The organism is Enterobacter sp. EC_50 (assembly GCF_019584525.1).
In the GTDB taxonomy this organism is placed as follows: Bacteria; Pseudomonadota; Gammaproteobacteria; order Enterobacterales; family Enterobacteriaceae; genus Enterobacter; species Enterobacter roggenkampii.
Map to the genome: position 1 here is coordinate 236,468 of NZ_VDAF01000002.1, position 16,850 is coordinate 253,317.

The window sequence follows — 16,850 nt, forward strand, 5'->3', positions numbered from 1 at the left end:
GCGTGTATGTCATAAAGTTGAAGGCTTATTTTCATTCGAGGGAGTGTGCAGTGGCGACGTTATCCAGGCTTTTTATTCATCCGGTGAAATCCATGCGCGGCATCGGCGTCTCTCACGCGCTGGCCGACATGAGCGGATTCGCCTTCGATCGAATTTTTATGGTCACCGAGCCTGACGGTACGTTTATTACCGCACGCCAGTTCCCTCAGATGGTTCGCTTTACCCCTTCCCCGCTTCACGACGGTTTGCATCTTACCGCGCCGGACGGTTCCAGCGCGGTGATTCGCTTTGCTGATTTTGCGCCCGTCGATGCGCCAACGGAAGTGTGGGGGAACCACTTTACCGCGCGAATCGCCCCGGATGAAATTAACCGCTGGTTAAGCGGCTTCTTCTCCCGCGACGTGCAGCTGCGCTGGGTTGGACCTGAACTGACGCGTCGCGTGAAGCGCCACGACGCCGTTCCCCTCTCCTTCGCCGATGGCTTCCCGTTCCTGCTGACCAACGAAGCCTCGCTGCGTGATCTACAAGGCCGCTGCAAAGCCAGCGTTCAGATGGAACAGTTCCGTCCGAACCTGGTGGTGACGGGTGCCGAGGCCTGGGACGAAGATACCTGGAAAGTGATCCGCATTGGCAGCGTCATTTTTGACGTGGTGAAGCCCTGCAGCCGCTGCATTTTCACCACGGTGAGCCCGGAGAAAGGCCAGAAGCATCCTTCCGGCGAACCGTTGAAAACCCTGCAATCATTCCGCACCGCGCAGGATAATGGCGATGTCGATTTCGGCCAGAACCTGATTCCTCGCTCCAGCGGTGCGATCCGCGTCGGCGATGAGGTCGAAATTCTTGCTCGTGGGCCAGCGAGAGTGTACGGCTCGGGTCAGGAGGAGGAGTTTGTCGACGTTGAGACGAACGTCGCCTCTGCGGTAGATATTCACTGGCAGGGCAACGTCATCCGGGGTAACAACCAGCAGGTACTGCTTGAGCAGCTGGAACAAGCGGGGATCCGCATACCCTATTCCTGCCGCGCGGGCATTTGCGGATGCTGTCGTATCAGACTGGTGGATGGCGAAGTGAGTGCGTTGAAAAAGTCGGCAATTGGAAATGACGGCACAATTCTGTGCTGTAGCTGCGTACCGAAAACGTCCGTACAGCTGGAAGCTTAAACCGCCTGCTCGAGGCTGAAGGCATCCACGCGAAGCTGGGGCTTCAGCCTGTCGTTCATGACCTTAATGGCATCCCCGAGCTGCATCGTCCGCCCGGCAATCGTCACGCCAGGCTGGGCCAGCAGGCAGAGCGCGGCATTTTCGCCTGGCTCCACCACCAGCAGGCTCACCTCTTCTGCGGTATCGCTCAGGTTGACGCTGGCCGCATCGCCCGTTGCCGGGGTCCAGTTCATGCCGTGCGGCAGGAAATGCCAGCTCTTTGGCATTTGCGGCTTCAGGAAACGGATAGCCACCAGCGCATTTAATACCAGCTCGGCGCGCTGCTCTTTCGAGAGCATCAGATCGCGACATTTTTCCTCAAAGGAGAAATAAAGCGCAGCGTCGTCAACGCAAAAGCCTGACGGGGAAAAAGCGTCCGGGGTTAACATTCGGCGGGCAAAACGAGAGCGAAACAACATGCCATTGGCTAAGTCGAGCATCATTCGGTCATGCTCGTCGCAAAAATACCAGCGCCAGTTATCGTCAGGTTTAATTCGCATGCTTCTCTCCCGTCCCCGAAACGTCCTGTACTAAAAATGTCCTGTTTGCCGCTTCGTTTATAACACCATTAATAAAAGACTATAATGTCTAAATAAGCAACAGTGACGGAATATAAAACAACCAGGGCTGGAAATAAAGCCCCGGTTGTCTGATTACGAGAAAAGATTAGATATGCGTAACGATTTCTTTAATCAGCGGCGGCCCTTTAAAAATAAAGCCGGAATAGATTTGCACCAGTGACGCACCCGCCGCCATCTTCTCACGCGCAGCAATCACGGAGTCAATGCCGCCGACGCCAATAATCGGCAGGCGGCCATTTAATTCCGCAGACAGGGCACGAATAATTTCGGTGCTTTTTAATTGCACCGGACGGCCACTTAACCCACCCGCTTCGTCACAGTTTTTCATTCCCTGCACGAGGGAACGATCGAGAGTGGTATTGGTCGCAATTACACCATCAATATTATGGCGAACCAAACTGTCGGCAACCTGGATCAATTCTTCGGCAGAAAGATCCGGGGCGATCTTAACCGCGACCGGAACATATTTGTGGTGGATCGCCTGGAGTTCATTTTGCTTATTTTTAATGGCACTCAGAAGATCGTCCAGCGCTTCACCATATTGTAAGGATCGCAGGCCCGGGGTATTGGGTGACGAAATATTCACCGCAATATAACCGGCATAGGCGTAGACTTTTTCCATACAAATCAGATAGTCATCTTTACCCTGCTCGACCGGCGTGTCTTTATTTTTGCCGATATTGATGCCCAGTATTCCGTCAAAGTGGGCTTTTTTTACGTTCTCGACCAGGTGATCAACACCGTGGTTGTTGAAGCCCATGCGGTTGATCAGCCCTTCGGCTTCCACCAGTCGGAACAGGCGCGGTTTGTCATTTCCCGGCTGCGGGCGCGGGGTGACGGTACCGATTTCAATGGAGCCAAAGCCCATCGCGCCCAGGGCATCAATGCACTCGCCATTTTTGTCCAGACCGGCCGCCAGACCCAGCGGATTTTTAAAAGTCAGCCCCATGCACTGCACAGGTTTTACCGGCACATGCTGGCGCGCCAGCGCGGCCAGAGGCGTGCCGGTAATACGACGTAATTGCTGGAATGTAAATTCATGAGCGCGCTCAGGGTCGAGCTGGAAAAGGGCTTTACGAACGAAGGGGTAGTACATGAACTCTCCTGGATTCCCGGTGTGCAAACCGGGAGGGGATTATGGGCGATCCCGTCGCGAAAGGGAATTGACCTGCGGCAAAAAACCCGCGTAAAACGCAATCGTTTACTTCCCCGTCCATTTCTTATGCACTTTTTTGCATTTTAATTGCAGATAAATCATTTAGTGGAATAAACGCGCGGTGTCACACTCCTTAAAATTGTTATGAATGTTAGATAAAAGCAAACAATTAGTTATAAGGAGGAAGTATGCGCGTCATTACCCTGGCCGGAAGTCCACGATTCCCTTCGCGCTCCAGCGCCCTGCTGGAATATGCCCGTGAAAAACTGAATGCTCTGGATGTGGAAGTGTGCCACTGGAACCTGCATAACTTCGAACCTGAAGATTTGCTCTACGCCCGTTTCGACAGCCCCGCGCTGAAAACCCTCATTGAGCAACTTAACGGCGCGGACGGCCTGATCGTCGCAACGCCCATCTATAAGGCCTCCTTTTCCGGGGCACTGAAAACCCTGCTCGATCTGCTTCCGGAACGTGCGCTGGACGGCAAGGTGGTGCTGCCGCTGGCAACGGGCGGTACGGTTGCCCATTTACTGGCCGTGGATTATGCCCTGAAGCCGGTGCTGAACGCGTTGAAAGCGCAGGAGATCCTCCACGGCGTTTTCGCCGATGACTCGCAGGTCATCGACTATCAACACAAACCCCACTTTACGCCTAACCTGCAAACCCGCCTCGATAACGCTCTGGAAACATTCTGGCATGCCCTGCATCGCCGGGATATCCAGGCCCCGGCGTTTAGTCAGCCTCAAGGAGTCGCACATGTTTAAAACGTTAACCCGCATCGGACTGGCCGGTTTGATGGCGCTTACCTCGCTGGCCCATGCCGCAGAAACGGCTCCGGAAAGTTTACGCATCGGGTATCAGAAAGGCAGCGTCAGCATGGTGCTGGCAAAAAGCCACCAGCTCCTGGAAAAACGCTTCCCGGACACCAAATTCTCCTGGGTGGAGTTCCCGGCCGGCCCGCAGATGCTGGAGGCCCTGAACGTGGGCAGTATCGATCTCGGCAGCACGGGCGATATCCCACCTATATTCGCCCAGGCCGCGGGAGCGGACCTCCTCTACGTTGGCGTTGAGCCGCCAAAGCCTAAGGCCGAAGTCATTCTGGTGCCTGAAAACAGCGACATTAAAAGCGTCGCCGATCTTAAAGGCCATAAGGTCGCTTTCCAGAAAGGTTCCAGCTCACACAACCTTTTGCTACGCGCTCTGCAAGAGGCCGGGCTTAAGTTCACCGACATTCAGCCCGTCTACCTGACTCCCGCTGACGCGCGCGCCGCGTTCCAGCAGAAGAACGTTGATGCCTGGGCCATCTGGGACCCGTACTACTCCGCCGCATTGCTGCAGGGTGGCGTTCGCGTGCTGAAAGACGGTACCACGCTGAAGCAGACCGGTTCATTTTATCTTGCCGCGCGCCCTTACGCTGAAAAGAACGGCGCATTTATTCAGGGCGTGCTGGATACCTTTACCCAGGCCGATGCTTTGACCCAGAGCCAGCGTCAGGAGAGCATTGCCCTGCTGGCGAAAACCATGGGCTTACCTGAGCCGGTGATCGCGAGCTATCTCAACCACCGTCCGCCGACCATCATTACGCCGGTGGACGCACACGTCGCCGCACTTCAGCAACAAACGGCTGACCTCTTCTATCAAAACCACCTGGTTCCAAAACAGGTCACTATTCGCGAACGCATCTGGCAACCCGCAGGCAAAGAAGGAGCTAAATCATGAGTCTGAATCTTTTCTGGTTTTTACCCACCCACGGTGATGGACACTATCTTGGCACAGAAGAGGGTTCACGCCCGGTTGACCATGGCTACCTGCAGCAGATTGCACAGGCGGCGGACCGAATCGGTTTCACCGGGGTGCTGATCCCAACCGGAAGATCATGTGAAGATGCCTGGCTGGTCGCCGCGTCGATGATCCCGGTCACCCAGCGTCTGAAGTTCCTTGTCGCGTTACGCCCGAGCGTCGTCTCCCCTACCGTGGCGGCACGTCAGGCGGCCACGCTGGACAGGCTATCCAACGGCCGCGCCCTGTTTAACCTGGTAACGGGCAGCGATCCACAGGAGCTGGCGGGCGACGGCGTGTTCCTCGACCATACCGAACGCTATGAGGCCTCCGCCGAGTTCACCCGCGTCTGGCGACGCCTGCTGGAAGGGGAAACCGTCACCTTTGAAGGCAAGCATATTCACGTTCGCGACGCGAAGCTCTACTTCCCGCCGGTGCAGCAGCCGCGCCCGCCGCTCTATTTTGGCGGGTCGTCGGATGTAGCCCAGGATCTGGCGGCGGAGCAGGTCGACCTCTATCTGACCTGGGGCGAACCGCCTGAGCTGGTGAAAGAAAAAATCGCTCAAGTCCGCGCGAAAGCGGCCGCCCATGGCCGCAAGGTGCGCTTCGGTATTCGCCTGCACGTGATTGTGCGTGAAACCAATGATGAGGCCTGGCGGGCGGCGGACCGTCTGATTTCTCATCTGGACGATGAGACCATCGCCAAAGCGCAGGCCGCGTTTGCCAAAACCGACTCCGTCGGGCAGCACCGGATGGCGTCCCTGCACAACGGCAAGCGCGAGAATCTGGAGATCAGCCCGAACCTGTGGGCGGGCGTCGGCCTGGTGCGCGGCGGTGCGGGCACGGCGCTGGTCGGCGACGGCCCGACCGTGGCCGCGCGCATCAATGAATACGCCGAACTGGGTATAGACAGCTTTATTCTCTCCGGTTATCCGCACCTGGAAGAGGCGTACAAAGTCGGCGAGCTGCTGTTCCCGCATCTTGATGTCGCCATTCCGGAGGTTCCGCAGCTGCAGCCGCTCCAGCTGCAGGGCGAAGCCGTGGCAAACGAATTTATTCCACGCAAAGCCGCACAGAGCTAAGGAGTGACCATGTCTGCCACCTCACAAAAATGGCTGCTGCGCGCCGCGCCGTGGTTTTTACCCGTCGGCATTGTGGCGCTCTGGCAGCTCGCATCGTCCACCGGCTGGCTGTCGAGCCGCATTCTGCCCTCTCCGGAGGGCGTTGTAGAAGCGTTCTGGTCGCTGAGCGTCAGCGGAGAGCTGTGGCAGCATCTGGCGATCAGCTCCTGGCGCGCCGCGATCGGGTTTTCCATCGGCGGCAGTATAGGGCTGGTTCTGGGGCTGGTGAGCGGCCTTTCACGCTGGGGCGAGCGGCTGCTGGATACCTCCATCCAGATGCTGCGAAACGTGCCGCATCTGGCGCTGATCCCGCTGGTCATTCTGTGGTTTGGGATTGATGAGAGCGCCAAGATCTTCCTCGTGGCGCTGGGCACGCTGTTCCCGATTTACATCAACACCTGGCACGGCATCCGCAATATCGATCGTGGTCTGGTGGAGATGGCGCGCAGCTACGGCTTATCGGGTTTTTCCCTCTTTGTTCACGTGATTCTGCCGGGCGCCCTGCCCTCCATTATGGTCGGGGTGCGTTTCGCGCTCGGCCTGATGTGGCTGACGCTGATTGTGGCGGAAACCATCTCAGCCAACTCCGGGATTGGTTATCTGGCGATGAACGCCCGCGAATTCCTGCAAACGGACGTGGTGGTAGTAGCCATTATCCTTTATGCCCTGCTCGGCAAACTCGCTGACGTCAGCGCCCAGTGGCTGGAGCGCAGCTGGCTGCGCTGGAATCCGGCCTATACCCTTCAGGAGGCGAAAGCATGAATACTGCACGACTGAATCAGGGGACCCCGTTACTGCTGAACGGTGTCACCAAACGTTACGGCGATAACACCATTCTTAACGGGCTGGATCTGCATATTCCCGCCGGACAGTTTGTGGCCGTAGTCGGGCGCAGCGGCGGCGGCAAGAGTACGCTGCTACGGCTGCTGGCCGGACTGGAAGCCCCCAACGGCGGCGACATTCTGGCAGGAACGACGCCGCTTTCGAATATTCAGGGCGATACCCGCATGATGTTCCAGGATGCACGCCTGCTGCCGTGGAAATCGGTTATCGACAATGTCGGGCTCGGTCTTAAGGGTAACTGGCGGGATGAAGCCCGCCAGGCGCTGGCCGCCGTTGGGCTGGAAAATCGCGCCGATGAATGGCCTGCTGCCCTTTCGGGTGGGCAGAAGCAGCGCGTTGCGCTGGCGCGGGCGTTGATTCACCGTCCGGGCCTGCTCTTGCTCGATGAACCACTGGGCGCGCTAGACGCCCTGACGCGAATCGAAATGCAGGATTTGATTGGTTCCCTCTGGCAGACGCACGGCTTTACGGTACTGCTGGTGACGCATGACGTGAGCGAAGCCGTCGCAATGGCCGACCGGGTGCTGTTAATAGAGGAAGGAAAAATCGGTCTGGATCTGACGGTGGATCTTCCCCGGCCTCGTCGCGTGGGCTCGGCAAGACTGGCGGAGCTGGAGGCAGAAGTGCTGGATCGGGTGATGAAGCGCGGAGGTACGGAGTTACAGCGAGCTAAGGCTAATGCCTGATGCCCTCACCCCCGGCCCTCTCCCACAGGGAGAGGGAGGGTAAACTTTTATTACGCTAACGCTTTAGCAATCTTCTCGTACAGATCGCCAGACAGGTTTTCCAGCCCTTTCAGCTGCTCAAGCGCGGCACGCATCTTCGCCTGACGCTTCTCATCGTAGCGTTTCAGACGGATCAGCGGCTCAATCAGGCGCGACGCCACCTGCGGGTTACGGCTGTTCAGCTCGGTCAGCATTTCCACCATGAACTGATAACCGCTGCCGTCTTCGGCGTGGAACGCGGCGGGGTTGCTGCTGGCAAACGCGCCAATCAGCGAGCGCACGCGGTTTGGATTGCTCAGGGTAAAGGAACGATGCTTCAGCAGGCTGCGCACCTTGCTGAGCGCATCGGCCGCCGGGCTGGTCGCCTGCAGGATGAACCATTTATCCATTACCAGACCATCCTGATGCCACTTGTCGTCATACTCCTGCATCAGCGCATCGCGGCACGGCAGTTCGGCGGCAACGCTTGCGCCCAGCGCGGCCAGCGCATCGGTCATGTTATCCGCCTCGTGATACTGCTTGCTCACCAGGGTGTTCGCCAGCTCGGTTTCACCAAACGCCAGATAGCGCAGGCAGGTGTTACGCAGAGAACGTTTACCAATGTCCGCGTGCTCAACGCGATAAGCGTCAAGCTTGTTGGCGTTATAAATGGCGAGGAACTCGTCCGCCAGTTCAGCAGCCAGCGTACGGGTCAGCGCTTCACGCACCGCCACGATCGCGATCGGATCGATAATCTCGAACAACTCCGCGATTTCCGTTGCTGACGGCAGGGTCAGAATTTCAGCGGCCAGCGCCGGGTCAATCTTCTCATCCAGCAGGATCGCGCGGAACGCGTCAGCCACGTGAACAGGCAGCGACAGCGGCTGACCCTGCTGGTGACGGTTTACGTTGATCTTGATGTAGGTCGCCAGCAGGCTTTGCGCCGCATCCCAGCGGGAGAAGTCGTTGCGGGCGTGACGCATCAGGAACGTCAGTTGCTGATCGCTCCACTTGTACTCCAGCTTCACCGGCGCGGAGAACTCACACAGCAGCGCAGGCACCGGCTGGAAGTAGACGTTATCGAAGATAAAGGTCTGCTCGGCCTGGGTCACGTTCAGCACGTGGTGTACCGGGTGGCCGCCCTTCTGCAATGGAATGACTTTGCCCTCGTTATCGTACAGCTCAATGCTGAACGGAATATGCAGCGGATATTTCTCTTCCTGCTCTGCCGTCGGCGGCGTGCGCTGGCTGATGGTCAGCGTGTACTGCTCGGTTTCCGGATTGTAGTCGTCTTTGACGGTAACAACTGGCGTACCGGCCTGGCTGTACCAGCGGCGGAAGTGGGAAAGATCGACATTAGAAGCATCTTCCATCGCCTGCACAAAATCGTCGCAGGTGGCCGCGCTGCCGTCATGACGCTCGAAGTAGAGCTGCATCCCTTTCTGGAAGTTCTCTTCACCCAGCAGGGTGTGGATCATGCGGATAATTTCAGCGCCTTTCTCATACACCGTCAGGGTGTAGAAGTTGTTCATTTCGATGACTTTATCCGGACGGATCGGGTGCGCCATTGGGCTGGCATCTTCCGCAAACTGCAGGCCGCGCATGGTACGCACGTTATTGATGCGGTTCACCGCGCGTGACCCCAGATCGGAGCTGAACTCCTGGTCACGGAAGACGGTCAGGCCCTCTTTCAGGCTCAGCTGGAACCAGTCGCGGCATGTGACGCGGTTACCGGTCCAGTTGTGGAAATATTCGTGGCCGATGACGCGTTCGATATCGAGATAATCTTTATCGGTGGCGGTATCGGTGCGCGCAAGCACGTATTTAGAGTTAAAGACGTTCAGGCCTTTGTTCTCCATTGCGCCCATGTTGAAGAAATCAACGGCAACGATCATATAGATGTCGAGGTCATATTCGAGGCCAAAGCGCTCTTCGTCCCACTTCATGGAGTTGATGAGCGAGGTCATCGCCCACGGCGCGCGGTCCAGGTTACCACGGTCAACAAACAGCTCCAGCGCCACTTCGCGGCCTGAGCGCGTTTTGAAGGTGTCGCGCAGCACGTCGAAGTCCCCCGCCACCAGCGCAAACAGGTAGCACGGTTTCGGGAACGGATCCTGCCACTGAACCCAGTGACGGCCATTCTCCAGCTCGCCTTCGCCTACGCGGTTGCCGTTGGAGAGCAGGAAGGGATACAGGGTTTTATCGGCGATGATTTTGGTGGTGAAGCGCGCGAGGACGTCCGGGCGGTCGAGATACCAGGTAATGTGGCGGAACCCTTCCGCTTCACACTGGGTACACAGCGCCACGCCTGACTGGTAAAGCCCTTCCAGCGCGGTGTTGGCGGCCGGGCTGATTTCATTCACGATGCGCAGCGTAAACTGTTCCGGCAGGTTGTCGATGACCAGCTGGTTGTTTTCTTCTTTATAGTCTGACCAGGCTTCATCATTAATATGCAGGGAGACCAGCGTCAGGTCTTCGCCATCCAGACGCAGCGGCACAGCAGTTGCGCTGTGGCGCGTCACCTGACTCACCGCCGTGACAACGGTTTTAGTGGCATCCAGGTCAAAAGTCAGATCGATTTCGCTAATCAGATAATCCGGCGCACGGTAGTCGTGGCGGTATTTGGCTTGTGGCTGTTGTGTCATAGAAAACCTTATGCATCGTTTGTCGAGTAACGTTTCAATATATTCCTGTTGCGCAAAACGCGCTATGCAGAATGTTCATCTTTTCAGGGTCAATACCTTTTTTTGCTACATTTGTATAACACGGGGCACAAAATGCCCTCGACCATAAAACGCGCTTATGTTGTGATCGGGGTTCAATAAATCACTAAACAAGGTATACTCCGGAGTTGTTTATTGTACTAAACGCTCCTGTGAGAGGATGCTACTGCGCACCTATGACTCAATTCGCTTCTCCAGTTCTGCATACGTTGCTGGATACCGACGCGTATAAACTGCACATGCAGCAAGCCGTTTTCCACCATTACTATGACGTTCATGTCGCGGCGGAATTCCGCTGCCGTGGCGACGACTTGCTCGGTATCTACGCAGACGCCATTCGTGAACAGGTCAATGCTATGCAGCATCTGACGCTGCAGGACGAGGAATATCAGTGGCTTTCTGGCCTGCCTTTCTTCAAAGCCGACTACCTGAACTGGCTGCGCGACTTCCGCTATAAGCCGGAGCAGGTCACCGTGGTTAACGATAACGGCAAGCTGGATATTCGCCTTGCAGGTCCGTGGCGGGAAGTGATCATGTGGGAAGTGCCGCTTCTGGCGGTAATCAGTGAACTGGCTCACCGCTACCGTTCCCCGGAAACGGGCGTAGCGCAGGCGGTGGCCTCGCTGGAAAAGAAACTCGCTGACTTCTCCACGCTGACCGCAGGGCTGGACATGTCCCGCTTCCGCCTGATGGACTTTGGCACCCGCCGCCGTTTTTCGCGTGACGTACAGGAGGCCATCGTTAAACGTCTGCAGCAGGAGCCGTGGTTCGTGGGCACCAGTAACTACGATCTGGCCCGTCGCCTCAGCCTGACGCCAATGGGCACCCAGGCGCACGAGTGGTTCCAGGCGCATCAGCAGATCAGCCCTGACCTCGCCAACAGCCAGCGCGCAGCGCTGGCCGCATGGCTTGCGGAGTACCCGAATCAACTCGGAATTGCCCTCACGGACTGTATTACGATGGATGCCTTCCTGCGCGACTTTGGACCTGAATTTGCGGAGCGTTATCAGGGGTTGCGCCACGATTCCGGAGATCCGGTTGAGTGGGGTGAGAAGGCGATTGCCCATTACGAGAAACTGGGCATTGACCCGATGAGCAAGGTGCTGGTCTTCTCCGATAATCTCGATCTGGCGAAAGCCGTCGAACTCTATCGCCATTTCAACGCCAGAGTGAACCTGAGCTTCGGGATCGGTACCCGGTTAACCTGCGACATTCCTCAGGTAAAACCTCTGAATATCGTGATAAAGCTGGTGGAATGTAACGGCAAACCGGTGGCGAAACTCTCCGACAGCCCGGGCAAAACCATCTGCCATGACAAGGCGTTTGTCCGCGCGTTGCGCAAAGCCTTCGATCTTCCCCAGATCAAAAAAGCCAGTTAAGCGCTTAAGGGAGCCTTCATGGCTCCCCTCTTCTTATTTATTTCTCAATTCTTCCCTTTTGACCGCGAAATTTACTTGTCTGATAGCGGATGGCAGGTAACATAGATATCCCCCCATAAGGGTGGACAAGTGTTTATTTTTTCCGACTATTAACAGAGAGAATATTATGAGCGTTGTGCCTGTAGCCGACGTACTCCAGGGCCGTGTCGCCGTTGACTCAGAAGTCACCGTGCGCGGATGGGTGCGTACCCGCCGAGATTCTAAAGCTGGCATCTCCTTCCTTGCCGTCTATGACGGTTCCTGCTTTGATCCTGTACAGGCCGTCATTAATAATTCTCTGCCCAATTACAATGATGACGTTCTGCACCTGACGACGGGCTGTTCCGTTATCGTCACCGGCGTGGTCGTGGCATCCCCGGGCCAGGGTCAGAGTTTCGAAATTCAGGCTTCTGCCATTGAAGTCACCGGCTGGGTTGAAGATCCGGATACCTATCCGATGGCGGCTAAACGTCACAGCATTGAATATCTGCGTGAAGTGGCGCACCTTCGTCCACGTACCAACCTGATTGGTGCGGTTGCTCGCGTACGTCATACGCTGGCGCAGGCGCTGCATCGTTTCTTCGATGAGCAGGGTTATTTCTGGGTGTCTACCCCGCTGATCACCGCGTCCGATACGGAAGGCGCCGGTGAGATGTTCCGCGTCTCAACGCTGGATCTCGAAAACCTGCCGCGCACCCCGGAAGGCAAAGTGGACTATGACAAAGACTTCTTTGGTAAAGAGGCCTTCCTGACCGTATCCGGTCAGCTCAACGGCGAAACGTACGCCTGCGCGCTGTCTAAAATCTACACCTTTGGCCCTACCTTCCGCGCCGAAAACTCCAACACCAGCCGTCACCTGGCGGAATTCTGGATGCTGGAGCCTGAAGTGGCGTTCGCCAACCTGGACGATGTCGCGGGTCTGGCGGAAGCGATGCTGAAATATGTCTTCAAAGCGGTGCTGGAAGAGCGTCCGGACGACATGAAATTCTTCGCCGAGCGCGTAGACAGCGACGCGGTAGCCCGTCTGGAGCGCTTCGTCTCTGCCGATTTTGCGCAGGTGGACTACACCGACGCGGTGGCGATCCTCGAGAAATGCGGTGAGAAGTTCGAGAACCCGGTTTACTGGGGCGTAGACCTGGCGTCTGAGCACGAGCGCTATCTGGCCGAGAAGCATTTCAAAGCGCCGGTTGTCGTTAAAAACTACCCGAAAGACATTAAGGCCTTCTATATGCGCCTTAACGAAGACGGTAAAACCGTGGCAGCGATGGACGTCCTGGCGCCGGGCATCGGTGAAATCATCGGTGGCTCTCAGCGTGAAGAGCGTCTGGACGTGCTGGACGCGCGTATGGAAGAGATGGGTCTTAACCCTGCGGACTACAGCTGGTACCGCGATCTGCGTCGTTACGGTACCGTACCGCACGCCGGTTTTGGTCTGGGCTTTGAGCGTCTGATTGCCTACGTGACCGGTGTGCAGAACGTTCGTGACGTGATTCCGTTCCCACGTACGCCACGTAACGCCAGCTTCTAATCGGTATAAGACTAAAATGGCCAGCCTGTGCTGGCCATTATTTTATCCTGTATTGTCAGTTTTCGTCAGCGCAAAGTCAGCATCTTCAAACCTTCACCCCGTCACAACCACTACCTGTTACGTTTTGTTTCCGCGAAATATCCAGCCACAAAAAATAAACCCCACTCTTATTGCGATTATTACATCCTCAAGCAATAGCACAAATTTCAACCAATTTTACAGCCATCCAGAAGGCTTTTCGGCGTCATAAGAAAAAACGAGTCGTTTATCGTCTGTTTATATGAATTGCCTTTATCCAAATTAATCATAAGGAATTCATATATATAGGATAGATGCTGTCGCTTAATTCACCAGGGCGTTCTGAAGTTTGAGGTGGTTCACAAAGTTCCCAAAAATACACATTTAGTTACATATATTTTCTTTTGGTTACTCAATCTTGAGAATTGTAGCACTTTCAGGCTAGCGAAACGCTTCGGCGAATGGAAAGATGCCTGTCAGATACATAAAGACACCAAACTCTCATCAATAGTTCCGGAAATATTTATTGACAGAATTTATTGACGGCAGTGGCGAGTGTCATAAAAAAACCAATGAGGGTAATAAATAATGATGAAGCGCAATATTCTGGCAGTGGTAATCCCTGCCCTGCTGGTAGCCGGTGCAGCCAACGCTGCAGAAATCTATAACAAGAACGGCAACAAGCTGGACTTCTACGGTAAAGTTAACGCCGAGCACGACTTCGTGACTTCCGGTGATAGCACAAACAATAGCGACGCTACTTACGCGCAGATCGGTTTCAAAGGCGAAACTCAGATCAACGACCAACTGACAGGTTATGGCCAGTGGGAATACCGTTTCGTGGCTAGCGATGCAGAAAACTCTGCACAGAAAAACAAAAACCGTCTGGCTTTCGCTGGTCTGAAAGCGGGTGACGCTGGCAGCATCGACTACGGTCGTAACTACGGTATCGTTTACGACGTAGAATCTTACACCGATATGGCGCCGTCCTTCTCTGGTATGACCTGGGGCGGTAACTATGTTGATAACTTTATGACCAGCCGCAGCACCGGTCTGCTGACCTACCGTAACAGCAACTTCTTCGGTCTGGTTGACGGCCTGAGCCTGGGCGTTCAGTACCAGGGCAAAAACGACCGTGCTGACGTTAAAACCTCTAACGGTGACGGCGTAGGCTACTCTCTGGGTTACGATTTCGGCGAAGGCTTCGGTGCAATCGCATCTTATAGCAACGCTAACCGTACTCTGAATCAGAAAGCTGACGGCGAAGGCGACAAAGCTGAAGCATGGGGTCTGGGTCTGAAATACGATGCCAACAACATCTACCTGGCAACCACCTATGCTGAAACCCGTAACACCACCCGTACCGGGTCTGATGGCGATGCTGGTTTTGCTAACAAAACGCAGAACTTCGAAGTTGTTGCTCAGTACCAGTTCGATTTTGGCCTGCGTCCAGCAATCTCCTACGTGCAGACCAAAGGTAAAGACCTGGCTGGCGTGACCAACTCTAAAGGCACCTTCAAAGGTGGCGATGCAGATCTGGCTAAATTCATCCAGGTTGGCGCAACTTACTACTTCAACAAAAACTTCAACGTGTGGGCTGACTACTACATCAACCTGCTGGACAAAGACACAGACTACGCGCAAACCGTTGGCGGCCTGAACGGCAACGACGATATGGCAGCTGTGGGTGTGACTTACCAGTTCTAATCAGAACACCACTTTGTTATATGCTTAATGAACAGGGCTTCGGCCCTGTTTTTTTATGCCTGACAGAAAATAATGGCGACTTTTGAAAAGCCGCACGCTTTTCGTCGCAAACGGTTGGCATTTTGTAAATCTACCGTTAACCTGATAGCGGATTTCACTTCTGTAATCACAATGGAACTTCGTCATGTTTGAGAACATTACCGCCGCTCCTGCCGACCCGATTCTGGGCCTGGCCGATCTGTTTCGTGCCGACGACCGCCCTGGCAAAATCAACCTGGGTATTGGTGTATATAAAGATGAAACCGGCAAAACTCCGGTACTGACCAGCGTTAAGAAAGCTGAGCAGTATCTGCTGGAAAACGAAACCACCAAAAACTACCTCGGTATTGATGGTATCCCTGAATTTGGTCGCTGCACCCAGGAGCTGCTGTTCGGTAAAGGCAGTGCAATTGTGAGTGACAAACGTGCCCGTACGGCACAGACCCCGGGCGGTACCGGCGCGCTGCGCGTGGCGGCGGATTTCCTTGCGAAAAACACCTCTGTAAAGCGTGTCTGGGTAAGCAATCCAAGCTGGCCGAACCACAAGAGCGTATTTAATTCTGCGGGTCTGGAAGTGCGTGAATACGCCTACTACGACGCGGCAAACCACTCTCTGAACTTTGACGGCCTGCTGGCAAGCCTGAGCGAAGCGCAGGCGGGTGACGTGGTGCTGTTCCACGGCTGCTGTCACAACCCAACCGGTATCGATCCAACGCTTGAGCAGTGGGAACATCTGGCGAAGCTGTCCGTAGAAAAAGGCTGGCTGCCGCTGTTTGACTTTGCCTACCAGGGCTTCGCCCGTGGCCTGGAAGAAGATGCCGAAGGCCTGCGCGCGTTCGCCGCCGTGCATCAGGAGCTGATCGTTGCAAGCTCCTACTCCAAGAACTTTGGTCTGTACAATGAGCGTGTAGGTGCCTGTACGCTGGTTGCGGCTAACGATGAAACCGTCGATCGCGCGTTCAGCCAGATGAAATCCGTTATCCGCGCTAACTACTCTAACCCGCCGGCACACGGTGCCTCTGTTGTTGCGACTATCCTGAGCAACGATGCGCTGCGCGCCATCTGGGAACAAGAGCTGAACGATATGCGTCAGCGTATTCAGCGCATGCGCCTGCTGTTTGTGAACACCCTGGCGGAGAAAGGCGCGGACCGCGACTTCAGCTTTATCATCAAACAGAACGGCATGTTCTCTTTCAGCGGCCTGACCAAAGAGCAGGTTCTGCGTCTGCGTGAAGAGTTCGGCGTGTACGCCGTGGCGTCTGGCCGCGTGAACGTTGCAGGCATGACGCCTGACAACATGGCGCCGCTGTGCGAAGCGATTGTCGCCGTACTGTAATTTGCGCCCACAAAAAAGCCTGCGTTATGCAGGCTTTTTTTATGCGGGTTACCAGACAGGCATTTCATCCTGAAGGAACGGATTATGGAGCCGTTCATAGCCCAGCGTCGACATCGGACCGTGCCCAGGGATAAACGTCACATCATCACCCAGCGGCAATAACTTCTGTTTAATCGACTGAATCAGCTGCCCGTGATCGCCGCGCGGAAAATCGCTGCGTCCTACGCCACCTTTGAAAATCACATCGCCGGAAATCAGCAGACGAGACTGGTCATCAAAGAAGACGATATGGCCTGGCGTATGCCCAGGACAATGCAACACCTGTAAAGTCACATTCCCTATGCTAACGCGCTCTCCTTCGTTCAGCCAGCGATCGGGCGTCAGGGGCTGACACTCATCCAGGCCAAACATGCGGCTTTGGGCGGGTAACCCCTGTAGCCAGAACTCATCTTCTTTTTCCGGACCGACAATCGGCACGCCGTAGTGTTCAGCCAGTTCAGCCGCTGCGCCCACATGGTCGAGGTGACCATGCGTCAGTAAAATCTGCATAAGCGTCACGCCGCTGTCGGCGACTTCCTGCTTGATCTTCTCAGCGTCACCGCCGGGATCGACAAGCGCGGCCAGTTTAGTCTGTTCGCACCAGATGAGTGAGCAATTCTGGGAGAACGCGGTAACCGGAATAATACGATAGTTCATAC

General features: G+C 55.6%; 14 protein-coding genes. 10 read left to right on the plus strand and 4 right to left on the minus strand.

Annotated elements, in window-relative coordinates; translation table 11 throughout:
- Positions 1-50: 50 nt before the first annotated feature.
- Positions 51-1,160: a YcbX family protein gene (locus FHC48_RS02925; RefSeq protein WP_021240860.1), complete on the plus strand. Its 1,110-nt coding sequence runs from the start codon at positions 51-53 to the stop codon at positions 1,158-1,160.
- Here FHC48_RS02925 and zapC read toward each other — a convergent pair.
- Positions 1,157-1,699, minus strand: a complete 543-nt coding sequence (gene zapC, locus FHC48_RS02930) for a cell division protein ZapC (protein ID WP_021240861.1) — start codon at positions 1,697-1,699, stop codon at positions 1,157-1,159. The two genes, FHC48_RS02925 and zapC, sit on opposite strands and share 4 nt — an antisense overlap.
- A gap of 166 nt (positions 1,700-1,865) precedes the next feature.
- The gene (gene pyrD / locus FHC48_RS02935) at positions 1,866-2,876 is read right to left on the minus strand and encodes a quinone-dependent dihydroorotate dehydrogenase (RefSeq protein WP_059364104.1); all 1,011 of its coding nucleotides are present in this window, start codon (positions 2,874-2,876) and stop codon (positions 1,866-1,868) included.
- A gap of 248 nt (positions 2,877-3,124) precedes the next feature.
- On the opposite strand from pyrD, the gene ssuE reads away from it, so the two are divergent.
- Genes ssuE through ssuB form a run of 5 tightly spaced genes read left to right on the plus strand, consistent with a single transcriptional unit; the run spans position 3,125 to position 7,365 of the window.
- Entirely contained in the window at positions 3,125-3,700 is a 576-nt protein-coding gene (gene ssuE / locus FHC48_RS02940) for an NADPH-dependent FMN reductase (protein WP_045352017.1), read from the plus strand.
- The gene (locus tag FHC48_RS02945) at positions 3,693-4,655 is read left to right on the plus strand and encodes a sulfonate ABC transporter substrate-binding protein (protein WP_059364105.1); all 963 of its coding nucleotides are present in this window, start codon (positions 3,693-3,695) and stop codon (positions 4,653-4,655) included. The genes ssuE and FHC48_RS02945 overlap by 8 nt, the downstream gene beginning before the upstream one ends.
- Complete coding sequence (ssuD, locus tag FHC48_RS02950) at positions 4,652-5,797, plus strand: FMNH2-dependent alkanesulfonate monooxygenase (protein ID WP_059364106.1); 1,146 nt, start codon at positions 4,652-4,654, stop codon at positions 5,795-5,797. The genes FHC48_RS02945 and ssuD overlap by 4 nt, the downstream gene beginning before the upstream one ends.
- Before the next feature lie 9 nt (positions 5,798-5,806).
- Complete coding sequence (gene ssuC, locus FHC48_RS02955; protein ID WP_008499943.1) at positions 5,807-6,598, plus strand: aliphatic sulfonate ABC transporter permease SsuC; 792 nt, start codon at positions 5,807-5,809, stop codon at positions 6,596-6,598.
- A complete protein-coding gene (ssuB, locus tag FHC48_RS02960) occupies positions 6,595-7,365 on the plus strand; it encodes an aliphatic sulfonates ABC transporter ATP-binding protein (RefSeq protein ID WP_021240865.1) in 771 nt (256 codons plus the stop codon). Before ssuC ends, ssuB begins: the two co-directional genes overlap by 4 nt.
- A 50-nt stretch (positions 7,366-7,415) precedes the next feature.
- Here the strand turns inward: ssuB and pepN are convergent, their stop codons facing one another.
- Positions 7,416-10,028, minus strand: a complete 2,613-nt coding sequence (pepN, locus tag FHC48_RS02965) for an aminopeptidase N (RefSeq protein ID WP_032651183.1) — start codon at positions 10,026-10,028, stop codon at positions 7,416-7,418.
- Positions 10,029-10,282: 254 nt separating this feature from the next.
- On the opposite strand from pepN, the gene pncB reads away from it, so the two are divergent.
- From pncB to FHC48_RS02985, 4 genes are all read left to right on the plus strand, one after another.
- Positions 10,283-11,485: a nicotinate phosphoribosyltransferase gene (gene pncB / locus FHC48_RS02970; RefSeq protein ID WP_059362042.1), complete on the plus strand. Its 1,203-nt coding sequence runs from the start codon at positions 10,283-10,285 to the stop codon at positions 11,483-11,485.
- 166 nt (positions 11,486-11,651) lie between these two features.
- On the plus strand, positions 11,652-13,052 hold the full coding sequence (gene asnS, locus FHC48_RS02975; RefSeq protein ID WP_021240867.1) for an asparagine--tRNA ligase: 1,401 nt from the start codon (positions 11,652-11,654) through the stop codon (positions 13,050-13,052).
- Positions 13,053-13,658: 606 nt separating this feature from the next.
- Positions 13,659-14,777 carry a porin gene (locus FHC48_RS02980; protein WP_049122622.1) on the plus strand — a complete coding sequence of 373 codons (1,119 nt, stop codon included), beginning with the start codon at positions 13,659-13,661 and terminating at the stop codon, positions 14,775-14,777.
- 184 nt (positions 14,778-14,961) lie between these two features.
- A complete protein-coding gene (locus FHC48_RS02985; RefSeq protein ID WP_059362040.1) occupies positions 14,962-16,152 on the plus strand; it encodes an amino acid aminotransferase in 1,191 nt (396 codons plus the stop codon).
- A gap of 48 nt (positions 16,153-16,200) precedes the next feature.
- Here FHC48_RS02985 and FHC48_RS02990 read toward each other — a convergent pair whose 3' ends face one another.
- On the minus strand, positions 16,201-16,848 hold the full coding sequence (locus FHC48_RS02990; protein WP_008499950.1) for an MBL fold metallo-hydrolase: 648 nt from the start codon (positions 16,846-16,848) through the stop codon (positions 16,201-16,203).
- Between the last annotated feature and the right edge of the window lie 2 nt (positions 16,849-16,850).

Coding starts and splice junctions, on each gene's coding strand:
- zapC (WP_021240861.1), bottom strand. CDS start 1,699: ATGCGAATTAAACCTGACGATAACTGGCGCTGGTATTTTTGCGACGAG.
- pyrD (WP_059364104.1), bottom strand. CDS start 2,876: ATGTACTACCCCTTCGTTCGTAAAGCCCTTTTCCAGCTCGACCCTGAG.
- ssuE (WP_045352017.1), top strand. CDS start 3,125: ATGCGCGTCATTACCCTGGCCGGAAGTCCACGATTCCCTTCGCGCTCC.
- FHC48_RS02945 (WP_059364105.1), top strand. CDS start 3,693: ATGTTTAAAACGTTAACCCGCATCGGACTGGCCGGTTTGATGGCGCTT.
- ssuD (WP_059364106.1), top strand. CDS start 4,652: ATGAGTCTGAATCTTTTCTGGTTTTTACCCACCCACGGTGATGGACAC.
- ssuC (WP_008499943.1), top strand. CDS start 5,807: ATGTCTGCCACCTCACAAAAATGGCTGCTGCGCGCCGCGCCGTGGTTT.
- ssuB (WP_021240865.1), top strand. CDS start 6,595: ATGAATACTGCACGACTGAATCAGGGGACCCCGTTACTGCTGAACGGT.
- pepN (WP_032651183.1), bottom strand. CDS start 10,028: ATGACACAACAGCCACAAGCCAAATACCGCCACGACTACCGTGCGCCG.
- pncB (WP_059362042.1), top strand. CDS start 10,283: ATGACTCAATTCGCTTCTCCAGTTCTGCATACGTTGCTGGATACCGAC.
- asnS (WP_021240867.1), top strand. CDS start 11,652: ATGAGCGTTGTGCCTGTAGCCGACGTACTCCAGGGCCGTGTCGCCGTT.
- FHC48_RS02980 (WP_049122622.1), top strand. CDS start 13,659: ATGATGAAGCGCAATATTCTGGCAGTGGTAATCCCTGCCCTGCTGGTA.
- FHC48_RS02985 (WP_059362040.1), top strand. CDS start 14,962: ATGTTTGAGAACATTACCGCCGCTCCTGCCGACCCGATTCTGGGCCTG.
- FHC48_RS02990 (WP_008499950.1), bottom strand. CDS start 16,848: ATGAACTATCGTATTATTCCGGTTACCGCGTTCTCCCAGAATTGCTCA.